The sequence below is a fragment of the Synechococcus sp. CB0101 genome, assembly GCF_000179235.2.
Lineage (GTDB): Bacteria > Cyanobacteriota > Cyanobacteriia > PCC-6307 > Cyanobiaceae > Vulcanococcus.
Window position 1 is genome coordinate 2,240,270 of the sequence record NZ_CP039373.1, and the last position, 19,014, is coordinate 2,259,283.

Sequence of the window (19,014 nt, forward strand, 5' to 3'; positions counted from 1 at the left end):
GCACTCCCCTGCTCTGCAATCTGTCCAGCCATGACCACGCAGTATCGAACTCCGCGACTCGCCACACTCATTCATCAAGCGACGCCTTATCGCGGAGAGTGGATCATTCTTCAGAATACCGATCGGCAATACACCGCCAGGCATGAAGTCGAGCAAGCCCACGGTGAACGCAAGGTCGTTGAACTGATTTACCTGAAATCGCTGTCAGAAGCGCAGGCCTTCTCGATTTACTTGAGCACGCATGGCTGGAGCCAACAGTGGCAGACATGACCACTACTGAGGGTCAGCAGATGCATCAACTGTTCTCTTACGGGACGTTGCAGCAGGAACGAGTCCAGCTCAGCACCTTTGGGAGGCTCTTGCAGGGTCATCCCGACGAGATCATTGGCTACATCGTCACTGCCATCAAGATTACGGATGCGAAGGTTGTCGAAGTCAGCGGACAGGCGACACACCCGATGATTCGAGCAACCGGCAATGTCCGGCATCGTGTGCCAGGGACTGTATTTGAGGTTACGGAAGAGGAGTTGAGCCAAGCGGATGCCTATGAAGTTGATGACTACGAACGCGTACAGGCACCACTGGAGTCCGGGGGGCGCGCCTGGGTCTACATCGAACGTCAAGACCAGAAGCATCGACTCCGTAATGCTGATCCCAAGGCAGAGGTTAAATAAACTGGCACCAGTTCAGGGTTGAGGCAGGCTGTGATCAGCCGCTCAATCCCGATGTTTCGACTTGAGGAGCAGGTTGCCGGGCGATGGCAACTTGTTGACGAACATATCTATCGAACACACTTTCGCGCCCTAGCAGCAGCGCGTACACGCACGGCTCAACATGGGAGGAGCCACCGCGTGCTGGATTTAAACGACAGGGTAATTGCTGACTGGGTTGCCGTCGACAGCGTGACCAGGTCCCACTATCGCTTTCTGCGCTGCGGAACGCTTGGTGATCTCGATCGTGGGGCTCGTCATCCAACGACCCCCGACACTTGAAAGCGTCACCCGCGCCCCATGCGAGCTGCTGCGACTGAGGCGGCGGTACAGATCAGGGCAACAAAGAGAATTTCCATCGCAATGGCGAGAGCGAATGAACAGATCGACTAGATCCTGAACATGAAGCCAGACCCAGTACACAGGCGCTATCGCCTGCACAAGTCAATCAAAGCTGACAGAGTCACCGCTGGATGTGACAATCACTACTCATTTGGCGGTCTGGATGAAGCCCTTAATAGGCACCAATACTCACTAAAGCCACCATGTTCGTCCTGAACTGACATCGGTGAATCAATGCAATCAGAGTTCAATCATTGCCCCGGTTACATGGGATATCTTGCCGTTGCGATGACCTGTTGGTTATCCGCCGTTGCAGCTGAACGCCTCACCTCCGCAGCGCACAGCGGGGGCGGCGCAGATCGAGCCGCAGGATCCGCTCGGCCTGATTGGCGTGGCCTGTACTGGCATGCGCTCAACCGCAATAGCTACTAAGGCTCCATGTCAGTGCAGGCTCCTTCTTAAGGCGTTGTTGAAAGTCAGAGAACCGTATCGATTACTGCGATCCGCGACGTTGCCAGGCTTTTCGATACAGGGATCGGTCACCCAGATCATTTCAGATCACACCGCGTTCTGCAGGGATGCTCACGGCTCCATGCAATATCAAAACCAAGAGCGATGTCTGCGCGCATTCTGACCGTCGATCTGGACGACTCAATCCGCGAAGAACTACCGAGTCGCTTGATCACACTTGGGCACAGCGTCCTTGCGGCTGATCATATCGCTGACGCGTTAAGCCTGTTGCGTCTCACCTGCCCACATCTGATCATCCTGGATGGTGAGATGTGGCTCTATAGCCTGATGACACTACGCCAACACTCCAATACACCACTCATCCTTCTTAAAGCCAATGACGAGGTCAGAGAACGCGTAACAGCACTCCAGCTTGGCGCTGATGATGTTGTGGTCAAGCCCTTTAGCGTCAGGGAGCTGGAGGCGCGGATCAGGGCGGTCCTAAGGCGAATCAACCGCCACTCAGAGGTCGTACTTGATCAGGATGAAGATCGTGCGCCCCAGGGTTTAATCCTGGGAGATTTGCATCTCGACTTCCAGCGTCGTCAAGCATTCCGCGGTCAGCAACGCATCAGGCTGACGGACTTGGAGATGAAGTTACTGGAGGTACTCATCAGTCACGCCGGTGAAACGCTCACTCGTCGAGAACTTGTGCAAACCGTCTGGGGGTATGACTCCGAATTCATCTCAATGCGCAGATTGGTTGATTCAGCTGTTTCACGTCTCAGAGCCAAACTTGAGGTGGATCCAGACGATCCGGAATTAATCCTGACCATCCGAGGTGTGGGCTACATGTTTGGTCGACTTCATCATGATCCAGATGCCAAGCAGGAGAACGGAGGTGCTGGCGTTGCAGATCTGGAATCCTGGCGAGCACGTCAATGGGGGCTTCCACCTTCGTAAGACTGCTCTTCCATCCACGACCATGCGCTGTGTTTTCAACGTACGCATGGCGCTACCAACAGCAATCCCACACCGTGCAGGCGTTGCGCAGTGCGCCCATTGATGGCTCTGCCAATGTGGCTTGATGGAGCGGACTGACCTCTTGATCGCTGCCTTGGCATGCGGGGCAGCCGTGTCCACCTTGTTGGCCTGGATCTTTGCCGCCCTCAGCCAGTCACGTCAGTAGCAAGGACCCAGAGGCCTGCTTCTTTTTGGACTGACAGCCTGACACCATCGCGACCACGAGATGGCTTGTGGCATCAATAATCCGGTATGTCCGTCCGTCTGAGCAGGAACGGACCTGTGCCTCTTGATACGCCCAGTACTCCTGAGCAGTGCGGCCTTTTTGCCGCCATCCATCCGGATGAAGACATTCAATAATGAACATCGTCACGTGTTCTGATCTCTCTCTATCTAAGCGACAGAGATGGCCTGATCGCGTCCATTCTCTGGAAGATTGTGGGATCACGGTCTCCACCCCTGCTAAATGGTCGTCATCACAACAGAATCCTGCTCATGTCTCCACTTCAAAACCAAAGTGCGCACGTTTAGTCATCTTGCTGTCAATCGGACAACAGCGACCGAGTTCACTGGCCAACGCTGTTTCCAGCACAGCTCCACTATGCGCTGCGATGAGCCTGAAGTCGTGACCGGTGACTCTGCATCGCTTCCTGGCTGTTCGTTGGGCGTTCCAGATGGAATGACGTGAGACAACATCAACCCACAGGCCTGTGAACGCATCACGCCGTTGAATGATGACCATGGATTCCGATGAGCTCAATCCATTCAGACTCACACCAAAATGAACGTCTTACTGAAATCGATCACTTGACTTTGGGATCAGTCAATCAAAAACCCGCCGATCCTCTCTGTCCGACTGCATTATGTTGTGTTAATAACAGTTTCCCCCTGGGTCGCTGAACCGATGCCTGGGGCGTTGACAATCGCTGTTCATCCCTGCGGGTGACCTAAACCATCGGGGCGCATTCCTCCCACCAGATCAGAGCCAGGGCAGCGAGAGATCCAGAAACGCAATTGTGGATAGTGCCGTTGCATGGCGGCGTATTCCTCAGAGCTCCGGTAGCGCTCCTCACGCTCCCGGTAGCTCGACTCGCTCTCCATGGCCGCCCCATCCCCAGCGACAAGCGTCAAGCCAGGGTCAGGGACACCGCTGAGATCTTCTGTTGTCATGGCCAATCCTGTAGCGACCTGAATCAGCTGCCGATCGCCACATCAACGCTGCTGCCATTTCATTCGCCGTGCCAGCTGATGTGAGCGGGAGCACATGCTCGATGGGCGATCGGCTCTCGCCGTTACCTCTTGAACCGCAGAGGCAAGACACAAGCCCCCCAATCGCGAGAGCTGTATCACAGTGAACAAATCTCAGGTATTTGGTAGCTGTTGCTACCTAAATTGACAAAGTCGTTTTATAGCGTCGATGAAAGTCTGTTCCCAATGCGCGCCGACACGGCCACTGCTCAACCCCCGTCCACTGCGCCGCACCTGAGTGCTGATCAAGCCGCCGACCAAGCCCTGATTCATTACACCCAAGCCACAGCTGAGGGCGAACAAGCCAGATGCCAGGTGAGCGCAGGGTTCGCGCCCACCGCTGTCATCACCTACACCACCATCAGCTGGTAGGACCTGCCCGCAGTTCGCAAAGCAGCGGCATCGGCAGGCGGCAGGTCCGCCAGTCGCCGTTGCCGGTGCAGACCTCAACGCCGATCCAGCTCTGCTCATCGCCGCCCGTCGATGCCAGCAACCAATTGATGGCCTCACCGATCGCCTCATCGATGCTCTGATACTCACCATCGAGCTGCGCATGGGGTTCGCAGCAGCCATCAATCAACCGGTAGCGGCGCTCCGCAGGCACGTGGTGGTGATGCACACGAACCCTTGTGGCAGCACCCGTCATCTCCGGTCCATCCACCAGTTGAGAAACCATCCTTGTCGCCTGGCGAGGGCTCCGAGGGTGTTCAACAACACTGTCTGAGGGATTGGCAGCGCTCCGCATGGAAACCCCCTTTGGGGTGTGGCTCCCGCAGGTCACGATCCTGCGCAGCCACAAGCTCAGCGACGCCCAAGAGGCGGTGGAGGCCATCCGCCAACGCCATTGCGTGTTGCTCCAACTCGATGACGCCGCACCGGCAGAAGCCCAGCGCATCATCGATTTCCTATCCGGCGCCGTCAGCGCTCTTGATGGTCAGGTAGAGCGCATCGGGGAGTGCACCTTTCTGTTCGCTCCAGCTGGCGTGACGCTCAGCCACAGCTGAACCCATCGGTTCATCAACCAGCCCGTGGTGCGCTGGAGCATGCACAATCGAGTTCCCTCGATCCGTAGCGCTTGGCCCGCCTGGAAGCGATCCTCACGGGAGTGCCTGGCGATCGGGAGCTGCGTCTGGTGCTCGAGCAGCTGGATCCAGGCCATGCCGGCACCTTCACCTGGCTCGATCAGCGCAATGCCTCCCTGGCCTTGATGCCCAGCAGTGCGGCTGTGCCTGTGCAGGTGTTGCTGGAGCTCAAGGGCCGCGGTGAGCTTGGCGTGTTGGTCACCAGCCGAGAAGGCATGGGCCACGGGGCGCCGCTGAGCCGTGGCGTGCTCGAGCGGCTGCTCGAGCGGTTGCAACAACTGCTGCCTGAGAGCGGGCTCCGCTATCGCTCCGATCGCGATGGGCCGGTGGGGCATCAGGCGATCCCTGGATGAGCGGGCCAGGCAGCCGCCGGTCAATGGGGAGCGAGCAGCAGATCGGCCTCTGATCGCGATTGCTTGCACCGCCGCTGCTATTGATCAGCACCCCTCAACCGTGGGCCAACCCACAGGGCCGCACACCTTTTCCACAGTTTTTCCACATGCGTCCAATGACAGACGCAGGCTGTCAACAGCTTCTTCAGGGTTTCTTCTGGAAAACGGTTCTCCCCTTGACAGCCGGGAAGCGCGCTGCAGAACAGCTGGGGGCGTCCATCGATCAATCGGTATGAACCATTGCAGCGCAGTCAGTCCCACGACAATGGCCCGTGCATCTCACAGTGAGAGTGGCTTTTGACGGCGCAACCACCGCTATGCGCTGATGGGTGAGTGATCGGATGAGGTGTTGGTTGGCAGAGGTTCCTGATGCGTTGGCTCCGCATGTGAGTGTGGAAAACCAATTCCCGGCGGACTTGTTCGAATCGATGGTGGGATTCATCGAACAACACCCCCAGTGGGACCAGTACCGGCTGATGCAATCAGCGCTGGCGGGGTTTCTGTTTCAACAGGGCTGTCAGGACAAGCCAGTGGTGCGCCACTACCTCGATGGCCTGTTCCGCAAACCCGAGATCGCGGCGCGCTGAGGCACGGCAGGAAGCCTGTGCTGGCCATGCTCCGAGCGATGCCGATCTGCTGACGCAGCCCGCTTAAGCGCTGAACTTCAGGCGATGATCTGGCCACATTGGAGATGGGTGAGATGGCGGCTTCTGGTGGTGAGTTCAACGGCAACAGCCTCAGTGAGCTGGGCGGCCGCACGTTGATCCAACTGCGGGAGCTGGCTAAACGCATCGGCCTTGGCGGCTACAGCCGCTTAACCAAAGACGGTCTGATTGAGGCGATGAGCCAACCAGAGGCCTCAAGACCTGCGGTGATCACCGCTCCCGAAAAGCTCGAGTCAGCCGCTTCTTCTTCTGCTGCAGCCACGCCAGAGCTGCCCAGTCACATCACCTTCCTGCCCCGTGATCCCCAGTGGGCGTATGTGTTCTGGGAGATCAGCAGCAGCGATGAGGAGCGCGCCAACGCCGCGGGTGCCACGCAACTGGCACTGCGGGTGGCGGATGTCACCGGGCTGCCCCTCGGCGCTGCCCATCCCCACACCCTGCAGGAGCTGGTGGTGAGCAGCGGCGCGCGGGAATGGCATCTTCCGATGCCCGTGAGCGACCGCGATTACCGCGTGGAACTCGGCTACCGCACCAAAGCTGGAGGCTGGTTCTCCTTGGCCACCTCCTCGGTGGCGCGGATGCCAGCGCTGGAGCCTGCATCCGTGGTGGCCGATGCCTTTGTGCCTTTCTGCCTGGATGCACCCGTGATGGCCGCAGCCCAGCCGGTGGTGAGCGGTGGGGTGGAGCACGAGCGGATCTATCAACTGGCCACCGCAGGCAGCCTGCGCAGCCGCCGCGTGGGATCAGAAGTGCTACATGAGTGGGATCAGGATTCTGCGCGCAGCGGCGCCCTCAACGATTCCGGCGCCGGCCTCTGGGCCAGCGGCCGCAGCGAATCAGGCAGCGGCATCGTGCGGCCGCGCTCCTTCTGGCTGGTGGCTGATGCGGAGCTGATCGTTTACGGCGCCACTGAACCCAGCGCACGCCTGTCCATCGGTGAGCAGGAGATTCCCCTTGAGGCCGATGGCACCTTCCGGGTGCATGTGCCCTTCCGCGATGGCGAGCAGCTGTATCCGATCAAGGCCGTGGCCGCCGATGGTGAACAGGAGCGCTCGATTCGTCTGGAGTTCGAGCGCCGCACACCCCAGGCGCGGGTGAACCGCAAAGAGGATGCGGTTCTGGAGTGGTTCTGAACCAAGAAGCTCAGCCAGTTCAGGCCGCCTGATGACGGCTGCTCACCAGCTCTCCCGTGCATTCAACGGGCAGCAAGGCAGATCGGCCGGAGCTGTACCAAGCCTCCACCAGTGCCGCGCTGGAGCTGGGATTGAGCTGACCAGCCAGCAACCAAAGCTCGTCATGCAACACCTGCGTCTGATCCGGCGTCCCCACGTACCAGGGGGCCTCTGGATCCACCGACAACTCCTCATGCAAAAGGAGCAGCCCCTCCAAAACGCAAGCGGCGAGTTCGGGCGTCATCGCGGGCAAGCAACAACCATCCAGACACGGCACCTGGCCCTTGGGCAAGTCTCCGCCCGAACTCCTTCATCCCTGCTCTCAGGCCGCTTGCAGGTCGGACCACATCTGGGCAAGAGCCCTGGGAACCGCCCGCGGCTGGTAGTCACGCGGATCACTGGCGCCATGACGCAGCACCGCATTCACCACAACCGCCGGACGTGAACTGCGGTTGATGGCACCGTGGGGCACTCCGGGTGGAATCCGCAGCCAGATCGGCTCATCCTCACGCAGATGAATGCAACGCAGGCGCCGATCTTGCAACACGATCAGATCCAGACTGCCGCTGATCACCTGCAACTGATCGGTCTGAAAGCGGTGGCAAAACAGTTGGCCGCGTTCGCTATGGCGAACTTCCGCGATCAAGGTTTCATCGCTGGCGAGCGGCTCAGAGAAAAATGTGGCGCCTGATCCGCTGGAACGCGCAGAGAGCAGCTCGATCGAACGTGAGGTGCGCATTGTCAAAAGAAAGTTTCATCAACTGTTGCAATTCGCCAGCGCATGAATTGTGCGTTTCACGTCCTTTTGAGTGCTGCGTTAGCAGATCCTGGCGGCGGATTTAATCATCGCCATGGCTGCGGTTCCAGAGCAGCCTTGGCCGATTCAATGACTGAGGATCGAACCATGATCCAAACGTCTGGACCATCTCCTGATCAACCTGAGCGGCACGTTGGGGCTCGAGCGCCATGCGCCGGCGGAGATGATCCTGGTCAAGCTGAGTCAGGAGTCTGCGAGTCCGTTCCTGCACGAGCCGCTGATGGGTATGGCGTGATGATGACCCAGAACAATCGCTCATACGCATCAGCACCAGGCACTGTTGGACTCTGTTGTCATGCAATGGACCATCAGAGCTGCTGAGACTTCACCCATTCGGTGGCGGCCTTCTGCGTATGCCAGGCCTGCAGCAACTGTTTCGCCAAAGCCTTCAGCTGCTCGGGATCCGCAGTGGCGTCAATCGCCCGAGAAAAGCGTTCCACCTCAAACTGCTGGCCAATTGTGAGTTCTTGCGTGCTCGACATGACCACATCAGTGAACAACGCGCCAACGTTATCGACGGGCATCTGTTTCTTCGTAGCAAAAACTACGCATTAGGTGGATGTGGGCAAATCAACAGCGAAAAGAACGCTTCAATCAGACGGATTAACTGGTCTGATTAGCCTCTTTGATCAGTGCTCTTCCGAATCTGCTGCCATCGCCCTCGTGCGTCATGTGCAAGCGAATCAACTGGCTTGCGGACGGCGGCGTGTGGTCCTTGGATATTTCTGCCCCAGTCGCCACAGCTCATTGCTGTTCTCGCCGGGCTCCACCCCTCGCAGCCTGCACACCAGGTTGAAAATGTCCTGAGCAGAGAGCTCGCCGTCTTCTTGCCATTTCAAGCTGGCTGGCTGGACGGAGTGCTGGAAATCCGACACGAACGCAACAGCAAGTCCTCACAAACTATGGAATCGATCGACTTCCGTGGCTCAACTAACACAGGATGTTGTGGAAGATTCCTGGAAAATGTCGTTGCTGTTACCAGAACAACCTGGCTCAGGACTGATCTGTAGCCGATGACTCTGATGCGCTGATGCCCTGGAGGTCCTGGAGAAGCATCACGAGCGCCATCCCCATCAAGGCAAGCGCTGTACCCGTCTGTTCACGCCCGGCAAGTTCGAGTGTTCTGGCGGCTGCCAGGTGCTGACTCCAACTCAGGCGCATGACATCAATCCATCGTTCGTGTGTCCTAGCGAATACAGCCAGGCAGCGCGTGCCGGAGCCGAGTGTGTCACAAACAGTCACCGTTTGTGGCTGCTGACAGAGCAGGTATTCGGTAGTCCAGGTGACGATCTCAAGCGTGAAACGCCATAGGTTCTGCCTGTCCCATCGCATCCAACCGATGGCCCCGATCGAGCTGACCATGGCGCAAACCTTTGAGGTTGAACGCCTCAAGCGCGACATCGATGCTCAGAGCGACCCTGAAGCCCTTCGCGCTCTCGCTAAAGATCTCCTCAAGGCCTGGTTCAGCGAGAAAGCCAGCACCAACCAAGCGATTCAGGCGCAGCTGAAGTCTTAATGGCTTTTAAGCCGGTTCACGACACCGAATATCCCGAACCCTTGCATTTGAGCCCATGCTTCGTCTGCTCGTCACACTGACTTCGCTGGCCATCCTCAAAACCGCCATGGAATTGCTCCTGGCGTCCTGTCTGCTGCCCGAGCGGCGTGTTTTGGCTTAGGCGCCCGCAAAGCTGTCATCACCAGTCAGCGGACAGGCAACTGTTGTCCCAAACCAATTGGTGATCCGAGCTTGTTCCGGGCTGTTCTCTTCCACCGTTGGATGAGGTTCTGACGTGTGAGGACCCATCGGCTCGAGCAGATCCAACAAGGCCTGCAGTTCCTCCTGAGGCTCCCGTTGCAACGCCGAGATCACATCAGGTCCCGGCGCTGCTGACAGTGCGAGCTCGGCCCCCACGGCGCCCGGAACGCGTGAGGAGAGCTCAAGCGCCATTGGTGCCATGGGGCGCTCCATTGCCACCACCGCCAGGCTGCCCAACCACTCCATCGCCGAACGACAAGACGGGTCCTGAAACGTGAGGCACTGCAGCAATTCACGACAGTCGGGTGCATGGACGAACAGCCGCAGGGCCCTGCGCTCGGCGCGCCGGCGGGCTGTAGCTGTGTGGGGTTCAGCGGCTGCAGCGGCAGGAGGCAAGGTCCCAGGGGTCTGCTCGCCGCTACTGCGTAAGGCCATCTCCAGGCGTTGCTCCGCTGAGCGGCGAAGGACTCCGTCGGGCAGCTGCTCCACCAGGGCCTGACCGTTGCGCTCCACCGCTTGCAGGGTTTCGAGTGATGCCTCGCCGGTGCTCGCTGACAGAGGTGCCAAGAGTCGATCGAAGCGCCACTCCAGCCAGTGCCGTGCACCAGCGATCAGTCCCTCGATGGCTGGTGATCCATTGCTGCGGAGCAGCCCATCGGCGTCCTGACCATCGGGCAGCTGCGCCACCGAGGCACTAAGCCCGCCGGCCATCAGCTGGGGTTGCAACTGCTCAAGCAGCTTCTCTGTCGCCGCCTGCCCAGCCTTGTCCCCATCAAGGGCAATCAGGAGGTGCTTCATCCCCTGTCGCCTGAGGAGCTGCAACTGCAACGCCGACACGCTCGTGCCAAGACAAGCCACGGCATTCGTGAACCCGGCCTGGTGGAGCTGGATCACATCCAGCGGTCCCTCCACCAACAACGCCGTGCCCTCTTTACGGACGGCATCGGCTGCCTGATCCAGCCCGAACACCAGCCCATTGCGCTGGAACAACAGGTCGTTCGGGCTGTTGCGGTACTTGGGTTCCTGGTTACCGGTGGCGCGGCCGCAGAAGCCCACCGTCTGACCAGAGGCATCGTTCAGGGGGATGACCAGGCGCCCACCGGCAAAACCCAGCTGCCAGGCGCGAGCGGTGTCGGCACTGATGCCACGGGCCTGGAGGTAGTCGGCGCCATCGCCGCCCTGCTCGAGCTGTTGCACCAGAGCCTGGTGGAACTGGGTGCGCTGCTCGGTGCGCTTGGCCATCAGTGCCCTGCGCTCGCGCCACTCCTGCTCAAAGCGCTCCTGTGCCTCGGGATCACCCTCAGCGACGCTGACGCCAGTGCGGCGAGCGAGCTCCAGCACTGCTTCCTGAAAGCTCAGCCCCTGCCGGTCCTGCAGCCAGCCGATGGCATCGGTGCCCTTGCCGCAGACAAAGCAATGCACCCGGTTACGAGTGGTGCTCACCGTGAGCGATGGGTGGCGGTCGTCATGCCAAGGGCAACGGGCCACGAAATCACGGCCCGCTTTCTTGAGCTCGCTGGGGCCAAAGAGATCCATCACCTGGGCCCGCTCGCGCACGCTCTCCAACACCGTTGGCGTAAGCAGCCCAGCCGGGCGACCCGAGGGGTGCCCGCTGGGTGCGCGCCGGTCCGTACCTGCAACCACCCGATGAAAGGTGGCTTGGCCACTGCCGTTGGCTATGCCAGTGCTGCTCATAGGCACTCCACCCCGGGGTAGAGATCACTGCCAAGGAAGAGATGCCGGGCTTCATCGGCCTCCAGGTAGCAGTGGGCTCGGTCCATGCGGATCGTGGTTTTGCTGCAGTCGTTTTCTCCGCTCATCTGGCCGTGGCGGAACTTGCCGTGGTGGATTTCGAGCACACCCGGCTTGGGCTTGCTGAATTCATCCACCTTGGGCCGATCGATCAGCCACACCGCCGAGGCATATCGCTCGAGTTCTGATGTCCCCGCCAGGTGGGAGACATCGGGGCCGGTGGGGTTGCCGTAGGCGCCGCGGTTCAGCTGCGCCACCACGAACACATCGAGTTCACAGCGGCCGGCCAGGGCCTTGATGGCGGTTGCACGGGCAGCCAATTCAGCGGTGGTGTTGCTGCCGTAACCAGGCGTGGGGCCCATGGCGTGGAAGTGATCGAGCACCACCGCCGCCAGCTCTGGGTGAGCGCTTTTGCAGTCCTCCACCAGAGCCGCCAGCTCTTCCACCGTGGCGGAGAAGTGCGACTGGTAGAGCACCCGGCCCATCCGCTGCCCGTTGGGGGCAATGCTTTGTTCGAACTGAGCAGAGAGCTGGTTGAGGTACTCGAAATCGCGGCCCTCGATCACCTCACCGCGGCCCTCCAATTCATTGGCTGAGTAGCGCGGCGTGAACACCCCGCTGGCGCGGCGGCAGTAGTTGGCCAATAGCCGTGCGCCGATGGCCCGGCGGCTCAGTTCACAGGAGAGCACCAACACCGAGGCGCCGTTGATCGCCAGACCCATCGCGGCGGCAATGCCAACAGTGGTTTTGCCCACACCGGACTTTGCCGCCAACACCCAGGTGCTGTCGCCTGTTCCCGGGAGCACGCCACCGCGCATGTCGATGTCCAGCGAGGGAATCCCCGTGGAGATCGGCTTGGGGCGTTGCTCTGCCGGGAGGGAAGCCAGCGCGAGGCACTCGCGCCTGGCATCGGCCTCGCTGCAGACCTGGAAGCTCTGGCGATAACGCCCCGCGGTGATCGAGGTGGCGTCATTGAGGAGCTGGCGGCAGCTCTCGAGTTCGCCATCGATGCCGCAGTCGATCTGCTCACGCGCCAGGAGCTTGCGCAGGCCTGGATAAAACAGCGCCCGTGCCTTGGCGCTCTGGAAGAGACGGCAGGCGATTTTGAAGTCCAGCTCCGGGTGGATCAGGCCGTCATCACCCCAGGCGATCACCTCCGAAAGCGCCTCCTCCAGCTGAAAGAGCGACCCGCGGAAGCGGCCTTCCAGGGCGCGTTGGCGCAAGTCCTCACGGATGGCGTTGGCATTGAGCACATCAATGTCGCGGCGGCCGCGGAAGAGCTCATCGATCTCCAGGGCCAGGGCCCTGAGCCCCGGTTGGGTCCAGATCGAGCCGGGCACCACCTCGTCAAACCGCAGGCCAATGGCGCGGCGGAAGAGACCCCAGCGCTCGCGTTGGTCGTCGGTTCCAACCAGGACGGCCGCCAGGAGATTCTTCTCGTGCTCCGCCAGGGAGTGATCGGCCGGCACGTCCGGGACCTCAGCCGCCATCAAGCCAGCGGCGGTCTCGATGAACACCCCTTCATCGATCAGCCGTTGAATCAGCGACGGATCGAAGGCGCCGAGCATCGTGGCCTGGATCTCCGGCTGATGAGCGGCGTTGTCGCCAGTGATGACGGCGGCGTTCGATTTGGTGTTGGAGTCAGACATGGCCTGCTGGGCGATGAACAGGGCAGTTGGGGTTGCGTTGGCGTGAGGGGCTTTGCCCCTAATCAGTGCTGTCTGGGGGGCTGGCTGAATTGGGCGGCGGCGGCGCCCGGTGTGCCTTCTCCCTGGGCCTCGAGCAGCTCTGCCAACCGCTGCTTTTCGCGGCGATCGAGCTTGGCGGCCTCGATCCCCCGGCCATGCCAGTGATCGCGGTTCCAAAAGAGCAGACGGTTGGCTTTGGTCAGATCGCTCTCCTGTGCGGCCGGTGCAACCCCAGAGCCCACCTCTGGAGTGTTCCCACCGATGCCGCTCGAGAGCCGTTGGGTGTATGGACCCGATAAACCAGCCGTCTGGCTCTGGCTGCCCCAGCAGAAGACATGCCAGAACTCCACCCCCAGGCCCGCCGCCTTGCGATCCGCGGAGAAGAGCACCGTGGCGCAGTCCACACCGCTGCGGCCCTGGGGGTAGGTGAGGCGCCAGAACTCAGGCATGCGCCGTAGCGCCTGGATCAGCACCGCCCAGAAGTCCTCGGCGCCACCGGCGTGGCGGATCGCCTTCTGCAGCCGGCCGGCCAGGGCCGATCCCGTGGGGTTGTAGGCCGGCCAGCTCTGGGGTTTGTGCTGGTTGTAGGTGGCAACAAACCGAGCGATTAACGGGTTGTGCGCGGGTGTGCTCTTGGGCTCAACATCCGAACCGTCCTCCCAGTACTCCTCCACTGCAGGGTTGCTGTCCTCCGCCGTGATCTCGTCGCATTGGGCATCGCTCAGGAGTTGCACCGTGGTGCCATTGGCATCACTGCGAAAGCGCAACCAGCCGAGGCTCTGCAGGTCCTCAAGATCAGCGCGCAACAGGCGTGGTTGCACCAGCCATGCCGCTCCCAGATCCCGCAACGTCACCTGAACCTGGCGCTTGCCCCGGCTGCGCCACTGCAAATAGCCGTAGAGCTGCGCGACGCGCATCACCCGTCCAGGCCGCAGCGATCCCTGGCGCTGCTCGTTGAGGGATTGCAGGGCCCTGTAGGTCTGGCGGATCGCCTCAGTGCGGATGCAGAAGAACTGCACGGGGGTCTCAGGAGGACCTGCTCCTGACGAGGTGCGGAAGGCTACTGGTGGTGTCTTGTTGCTCGACATCGAGAGCGATTGCTTGCTCTGATCGAGCACGTCCCCTGATTCCCTCTTCCCCACAGAGCCGGCTGTTGGTCTGCTCGGGGCTGTTGTTTTGGATTGATTCTCTAAACCCTTTGAGAGATATAGATGTGCTGCACGGGATGCATCACCCCTGAGGCACGGGGTGCAGCAGTCACTGATACACGGGGTGAAGCACTGCTCAACACGATCCACCGCGGAGGTGAGGCATGGGGTGCATCACTCACGCCATCGCAGTAACCCAACACGAGCCAGCGGCGCAAGGGTGAAACCACGGGGAATGCTCGCGGCAGTTGCCGCCCTTCCCCATGCCTGCCCGTCATGCCCCCGTTGCCTCCACCGTGAAGACCTGGCTGAACACAAGCAGTGCCCATCGCCCGCTGTGCGAGCGCACGGTGATGGAGCTGTCGCGCCGGATTCAGCGCTGGCAGCAACACCCCGATGGCCCAAGCCATGCACCGAAACCTGTGCGCCGCAGTGCCCTGCGGGCCCGAGAACAACTGGTGCGCCACAACCTCGGCCTGGTGGCTCACACCTGGGGGCGCCATCGCTGCAGCCTTCCCGCCCATGACGACACCACTGCCGATGCGCTGCAGGAAGCGGCGCTGAATCTGGTGCGGGCCGCCGAGAAATTTGATCCGGCCAAGGGTTATCGGTTCTCCACCTACGCCACCTTCTGGGTGCGGCGGGGGTTCACCGAATTCGAACAACGCGCCAAGCGCGCAATCCGCTTCCCGGCAGAGAAAGCAGCGGTGGTGCTCAAGGCTCTGCGATTGAGCCAACAACATCAGGCCACCACGGGCGATGAGCCAGCGTTGGAGTGGCTGGCCGCCCAGCTCAAGTTCGATGGCAAAGCGATGAGCGCGGAGCAGCTGGCGGAGTTCATCCGCCAGTGGGATGCCACCCGCACCGGATCCCTGGATGGTGCAGAGGAAGAGGGTGACGAAAAAGGTGGATGTAGCCGGCTTGATCTGGCCTCCCTGCAGCAAGCGGCCGAACAGCAGCTGACACAAGAGCCCGACCCACAACACGCGTCCCTGCCGCAGTTGATGAGCTGCCTGGATGAACAGGAGCACCGCCTGATTCGCAACCGCTACCTGCGCCGGCCGCCTCTGAGCCCCTGTCAGCTGCGCCGCTCCATGGGCGGGATGCAGCGCGAGCAGCTGGAACAGTTGGAAGCAACCGCCCTGGACAAGTTGCGCCAGGCCGCCACCGGTCACAACCTCAAGATTCAGCTCTGATCCATCACCAGCCACTGGCTGGCCGTACAACGCCCGGGGCTGACTTGCCTGCGGGCGTTTGTCCTGTTGTGGCGCGGTTCTGTAGAGGGTTGCTACAGGTTGGTGATTGGCCTGGGGGTGATGCAACCCGAGGACTTGCGGCGTCACGTTCAGACCCTGCAGAGCACGATTACGAGCCTTCTCGATGGCTGGACCGTTGTGGTCTGCAGTCACCACCAGCGCATGCGGGACACCACAGCGCTCCTGCTCCCGCAGCTGCAATTCAGCGCCAGCAGCACCGCAGAACTTCTGGCACTGCCGCTACCTCAAACAGGGCAGTTGCTGGTGCTCTGCGATGACGACAGCCCCGATGGCGGGGCCGCCGAGCTGATGACACAACTGCGCGAGCGGCACGGCGCCAAGCGGTGCCGCTTCCTGCTCTGCCTCGATGCGGCGATCGGCGGTGAACGACTGGTGCGGCTCTGGCGATTGAGGCCCGATGGGATCAGTTGCCGCGAGAGCTGCGGCAGTGGCCGCCTGCTCCAGTGCGTAGCTGTGCTCCTGCGCAACGGCCGCTACGAAGACCCCCAGCTCTCTGATCGCATCCGCCAACTGCTCGCTAACACGCCGCTGCAAGAAGAAGCCGTGGTTCTGTCGGTGAAAGAGGAGCAACTGGTGCGCCTGGTGGCCGGCGGCCGCAGCACCCGCGAGATCGCCTCACAACTGCAGGTGCGCACCGACACGGTGCGGCGCCGGCTCAGTGCCTTGTACGGCAAAACAGGAGCCCGCAACCAAGGCGGACTCCTGGTGTGGGGCCTCGAGCACGGGGTGCTCAAGCAGCCAGATCTGGCCTGCGGGCTGCATCAACGGCCGGGGCAAGAGCAGGGCGCCGCGGCAGGTGGCAACAGGCACCGGAGCCGGGCAACACATCGCTGAGACGTTTGGCCGCCAGCAGTGCATCGAGTTCGATGATCTGCACCGCCTCCCGCTGACGCGGCAGCCAGCCGGCGAGCAACTTGCGATCACCCAGGGGCAGGGGTTTGGGCAGCTCGAGCCGTTGGCCGAGGAACGGCAACCAACGCTCGATGCCATCAGCCTCACGCCAGGGTTCAAAGCTGGCCACCTCCACCAACTGCTTGAGGGTGATCTCGCCATAGCTGAGGGAGGTGAGGTACATCACGTCCTTGAGCTGCTCGGCCGCAAGGGGCAGTGGCATCCAGAAACCGCGGTCCGCGGCGTTCTCGATCGCATCGCGGTGGTGATGGGTGAGCAGAACCTTGGTGGTCATGGCGGTCAGAAATCACTGCACCGGTTCTGGCTTTGAGGCCGTGGTGGGCACCGCCCACAGGTGTGGCATCAGCTGCGCCACAGCCGTGGGATCTCAAGGCCACAGGTGTGGCCATGGCATCAGGTGGGTCACCACGGTTCCTGCTGCCGTCAGTACATCTACGGCCGATATCCGTCAGCAATCAACGCAATCCCTCAGCCTTTCTTCCGGTGCAGCAGCAAACCCGCAGCTTCAAGCTCCAGCCCCGCCTTCAAGGTGCTTTACCCACCAATCACCTCGCCTCAAGGTGCTCGAGATCAGCAAAGAATGGCCTGGGATGACGGCTGTGCTGATACGCGAGGCCGAGGCTCACAGCAATAACCAGGACCACCAGCGACACCAGGAGCTGATAGAGGGTGAAGCCGCGTTCGGAAGCTCTCATCGCCAGCATCGCTCTAGCGAGGACTGGCACTCCCCGACAGCAGACGGGGACCCGACATATCCGGTGAGGAACTGAACACAACAACCTTCCTTTAATGCAGACATACTGGAGATATGCGGGATTATGGCGCGGACCGTTCCTGGTGCCTCTTCCCCATGCCTTCCTTGGGTTCTGGCCTGTCCGCAGCCGCGACCGCTGCCCTGTTTGTTCCGGCTGCCCTGGGCTGCAACCTTGGCGTTTCCGCTGCAGAGCGCGACAGCCTCAATTTCGCCGGTATAGGCCAGTACGGCTCCAGTGCCGACCAGGTCACCTCGATCACCCAGTTCTCCGATGTGCAGCCCACCGACTGGGCTTATCAGGCTCTGAGCAACCTGATCGAGCGCTACGGCTGTGTGGCCGGCTATCCCAACGGCACCTACCGCGGCAGCCGTGCGATGACCCGCTTTGAAGCGGCCGCGCTGCTGAACGCTTGCCTCGACCGGATCACCGAAGTGACCGACGAGCTCAAGCGGCTGATGAAGGAGTTCGAGAAGGAGCTCGCCGTGCTGAAAGGCCGCGTGGACGGCCTCGAGGCCAAGGTGGCTGAGCTGGAAGCTACGCAGTTCTCAACCACCACCAAGCTGAGCGGCTTAGCAACCTTTGTAGTGGGTGCCAATGCGTTCTCGGGTTCGGCCATCAACGCAGGGGCCAACACCGTAAACCGCAACGGTGGTCATCACAGTGCGCCCGTGGTGTTGCCCAATGCCACCACGTTCAACTATGACGTTCAGCTGACCTTCGACACCAGCTTCACCGGCAGGGATCGTCTGCGTACCAATCTGCGAGCAGGCAACTTCGGCAGCAGCGTGTTCGGCGGCGAGCCCCATGCACTAGGCCTCTCTGAGCTGGAAATCGCCTTTGAAGAAGATGCAGGCCCCAACATCGTGGCCATCGACAAGCTCTTCTATCAATTCCCTTTGGGCCAGTTCACCTTCACCCTGGGTGGTCGTATTGGCCAGGAAGACATGCTGGCCCTTTGGCCCAGTGTGTATCCGGCTGACACCATCCTCAACGTGATGACGGTGAATGGTGCCCCTGCCGCTTACAGCAAGAACCTCGGTGCTGGCGCCGGTGCCTGGTGGCAACAGGGTGGTTTCAGCATCAGCGCCAACTATGTGGCCTCCAATGGTCAGTCGGGCAATCCCTCGGTGCCCGAGGGCGACGGTGGTGGCGGCATCGGCAACAAGTTTTCCGGCGCGACAGGCAGTGTGCAGCTGGCCTATCAGCAGGAACAGTGGGGCCTGGCAGCCATCTGGAGTTATGTCCAGCCTGATACGCAGTTTGTTCCTGGCACTACGCCGTTCACCCATGGCGCCATTGATCACAACCTCAGCGCCAAAACCAATGCACTGGGTTTGAGTGCCTACTGGCAACCGCTGCAGAGTGGCTGGTGGCCTTCGGTGAGCGTTGGCTGGGGCATCAACAGCACCAGCTACAGCGTGCCTCAGCCTGCAGGCAGCCTGAGCACCAGTCAGTCCTGGATGGTGGGCCTGCAGTGGACCGATGTGTTCCAGAAAGGGAATGACTTTGGCTTTGCTGTGGCTCAACCTGTGTTTGCGACGGCACTCACTGGCGGCGTCACGCCCAACGACGGCAACTACGTGTGGGAGTGGTGGTACAAGTTCCAGGTGACCGACAAGATCACTGTGACACCGGCCTTGGTCTATCTGAGCCGCCCACTGGGTCAGCAAACACCAGCGGGTGAGAGCTTCAGTCAGTTCGGTGGCCTGGTGAAAACGAGCTTCCGGTTCTGATCGGAAGCTCGCCGGTGAACCAGGCGGTCGGCAGCTCTCAGGCGCCCCTACTGAGGGGCTGACGTGACCCCCTTCATTGGTCCAGGCGCAAT

The 19,014-nt window shown here is 61.1% G+C and carries 21 protein-coding genes; 11 read left to right on the plus strand and 10 right to left on the minus strand.

From position 1 onward, the window contains the following. Positions 1-30 precede the first annotated feature (30 nt). The 3 genes from CB0101_RS12115 to CB0101_RS12125 all read left to right on the plus strand — a co-directional run bounded on the left by CB0101_RS12115 (position 31) and on the right by CB0101_RS12125 (position 2,465). On the plus strand, positions 31-270 hold the full coding sequence (locus tag CB0101_RS12115) for a hypothetical protein (RefSeq protein WP_010302990.1): 240 nt from the start codon (positions 31-33) through the stop codon (positions 268-270). Between the two features lie 20 nt (positions 271-290). Beyond that, positions 291-674, plus strand: coding sequence for a gamma-glutamylcyclotransferase family protein (locus CB0101_RS12120; RefSeq protein ID WP_136644136.1), 384 nt, complete (start codon positions 291-293; stop codon positions 672-674). A gap of 993 nt (positions 675-1,667) precedes the next feature. Next, positions 1,668-2,465: a winged helix-turn-helix domain-containing protein gene (locus tag CB0101_RS12125; protein WP_010302770.1), complete on the plus strand. Its 798-nt coding sequence runs from the start codon at positions 1,668-1,670 to the stop codon at positions 2,463-2,465. 990 nt (positions 2,466-3,455) lie between these two features. Here the strand turns inward: CB0101_RS12125 and CB0101_RS12130 are convergent. Both CB0101_RS12130 and CB0101_RS12135 read right to left on the minus strand, forming a co-directional pair. Then, on the minus strand, positions 3,456-3,656 hold the full coding sequence (locus CB0101_RS12130; protein ID WP_136644137.1) for a hypothetical protein: 201 nt from the start codon (positions 3,654-3,656) through the stop codon (positions 3,456-3,458). Between the two features lie 478 nt (positions 3,657-4,134). Beyond that, complete coding sequence (locus tag CB0101_RS12135; protein ID WP_246833763.1) at positions 4,135-4,449, minus strand: hypothetical protein; 315 nt, start codon at positions 4,447-4,449, stop codon at positions 4,135-4,137. 52 nt (positions 4,450-4,501) lie between these two features. On the opposite strand from CB0101_RS12135, the gene CB0101_RS12140 reads away from it, so the two are divergent. The 4 genes from CB0101_RS12140 to CB0101_RS12155 all read left to right on the plus strand — a co-directional run bounded on the left by CB0101_RS12140 (position 4,502) and on the right by CB0101_RS12155 (position 7,045). Then, complete coding sequence (locus CB0101_RS12140) at positions 4,502-4,777, plus strand: cell division protein SepF (protein WP_246833764.1); 276 nt, start codon at positions 4,502-4,504, stop codon at positions 4,775-4,777. Positions 4,778-4,848: 71 nt separating this feature from the next. After that, positions 4,849-5,208 (plus strand): hypothetical protein, encoded by a 360-nt coding sequence (locus CB0101_RS12145; protein ID WP_010302790.1) that lies wholly within the window; start codon positions 4,849-4,851, stop codon positions 5,206-5,208. A gap of 392 nt (positions 5,209-5,600) precedes the next feature. Next, the gene (locus CB0101_RS12150; protein ID WP_029552698.1) at positions 5,601-5,834 is read left to right on the plus strand and encodes a DUF2811 domain-containing protein; all 234 of its coding nucleotides are present in this window, start codon (positions 5,601-5,603) and stop codon (positions 5,832-5,834) included. Between the two features lie 104 nt (positions 5,835-5,938). Beyond that, on the plus strand, positions 5,939-7,045 hold the full coding sequence (locus CB0101_RS12155; protein ID WP_010303039.1) for a DUF4912 domain-containing protein: 1,107 nt from the start codon (positions 5,939-5,941) through the stop codon (positions 7,043-7,045). Between the two features lie 19 nt (positions 7,046-7,064). On the opposite strand, the gene CB0101_RS12160 is transcribed toward CB0101_RS12155, so the two are convergent. From CB0101_RS12160 to CB0101_RS12175, 4 genes are all read right to left on the minus strand, one after another. Continuing rightward, positions 7,065-7,328 (minus strand): hypothetical protein, encoded by a 264-nt coding sequence (locus tag CB0101_RS12160; RefSeq protein ID WP_050778723.1) that lies wholly within the window; start codon positions 7,326-7,328, stop codon positions 7,065-7,067. A 78-nt stretch (positions 7,329-7,406) separates the two neighbouring features. Then, positions 7,407-7,730 (minus strand): hypothetical protein, encoded by a 324-nt coding sequence (locus CB0101_RS12165; RefSeq protein ID WP_136644292.1) that lies wholly within the window; start codon positions 7,728-7,730, stop codon positions 7,407-7,409. A gap of 479 nt (positions 7,731-8,209) precedes the next feature. Next, on the minus strand, positions 8,210-8,383 hold the full coding sequence (locus CB0101_RS15475; protein WP_168187981.1) for a hypothetical protein: 174 nt from the start codon (positions 8,381-8,383) through the stop codon (positions 8,210-8,212). A gap of 511 nt (positions 8,384-8,894) precedes the next feature. Beyond that, complete coding sequence (locus CB0101_RS12175; RefSeq protein WP_136644138.1) at positions 8,895-9,263, minus strand: hypothetical protein; 369 nt, start codon at positions 9,261-9,263, stop codon at positions 8,895-8,897. Here CB0101_RS12175 and CB0101_RS15480 point away from each other — a divergent pair. Next, positions 9,262-9,417 (plus strand): hypothetical protein, encoded by a 156-nt coding sequence (locus CB0101_RS15480; RefSeq protein WP_168187918.1) that lies wholly within the window; start codon positions 9,262-9,264, stop codon positions 9,415-9,417. The genes CB0101_RS12175 and CB0101_RS15480 overlap by 2 nt on opposite strands. Before the next feature lie 156 nt (positions 9,418-9,573). Here CB0101_RS15480 and CB0101_RS12180 read toward each other — a convergent pair whose 3' ends face one another. The 3 genes from CB0101_RS12180 to CB0101_RS12190 all read right to left on the minus strand — a co-directional run bounded on the left by CB0101_RS12180 (position 9,574) and on the right by CB0101_RS12190 (position 14,116). Next, positions 9,574-11,301, minus strand: coding sequence for a DNA primase (locus CB0101_RS12180; protein WP_168187982.1), 1,728 nt, complete (start codon positions 11,299-11,301; stop codon positions 9,574-9,576). A gap of 47 nt (positions 11,302-11,348) precedes the next feature. Beyond that, the gene (locus tag CB0101_RS12185) at positions 11,349-13,058 is read right to left on the minus strand and encodes a DnaB-like helicase C-terminal domain-containing protein (RefSeq protein ID WP_010303074.1); all 1,710 of its coding nucleotides are present in this window, start codon (positions 13,056-13,058) and stop codon (positions 11,349-11,351) included. Positions 13,059-13,120: 62 nt separating this feature from the next. Further along, positions 13,121-14,116, minus strand: coding sequence for a hypothetical protein (locus tag CB0101_RS12190; RefSeq protein WP_010303077.1), 996 nt, complete (start codon positions 14,114-14,116; stop codon positions 13,121-13,123). A 392-nt stretch (positions 14,117-14,508) separates the two neighbouring features. Here CB0101_RS12190 and CB0101_RS12195 point away from each other — a divergent pair, with 392 nt between their 5' ends. Both CB0101_RS12195 and CB0101_RS12200 read left to right on the plus strand, forming a co-directional pair. Then, positions 14,509-15,441, plus strand: coding sequence for a sigma-70 family RNA polymerase sigma factor (locus tag CB0101_RS12195; RefSeq protein ID WP_010303081.1), 933 nt, complete (start codon positions 14,509-14,511; stop codon positions 15,439-15,441). A gap of 135 nt (positions 15,442-15,576) precedes the next feature. Next, positions 15,577-16,356, plus strand: a complete 780-nt coding sequence (locus CB0101_RS12200; RefSeq protein WP_246833765.1) for a LuxR C-terminal-related transcriptional regulator — start codon at positions 15,577-15,579, stop codon at positions 16,354-16,356. Here CB0101_RS12200 and CB0101_RS12205 read toward each other — a convergent pair. After that, positions 16,253-16,708 carry a hypothetical protein gene (locus CB0101_RS12205; RefSeq protein WP_071778089.1) on the minus strand — a complete coding sequence of 152 codons (456 nt, stop codon included), beginning with the start codon at positions 16,706-16,708 and terminating at the stop codon, positions 16,253-16,255. The genes CB0101_RS12200 and CB0101_RS12205 overlap by 104 nt on opposite strands. 576 nt (positions 16,709-17,284) lie before the next feature. Between CB0101_RS12205 and CB0101_RS12210 the strand changes: the two genes are divergently transcribed. Further along, a complete protein-coding gene (locus CB0101_RS12210; protein ID WP_010303096.1) occupies positions 17,285-18,922 on the plus strand; it encodes an iron uptake porin in 1,638 nt (545 codons plus the stop codon). Positions 18,923-19,014 lie beyond the last annotated feature (92 nt).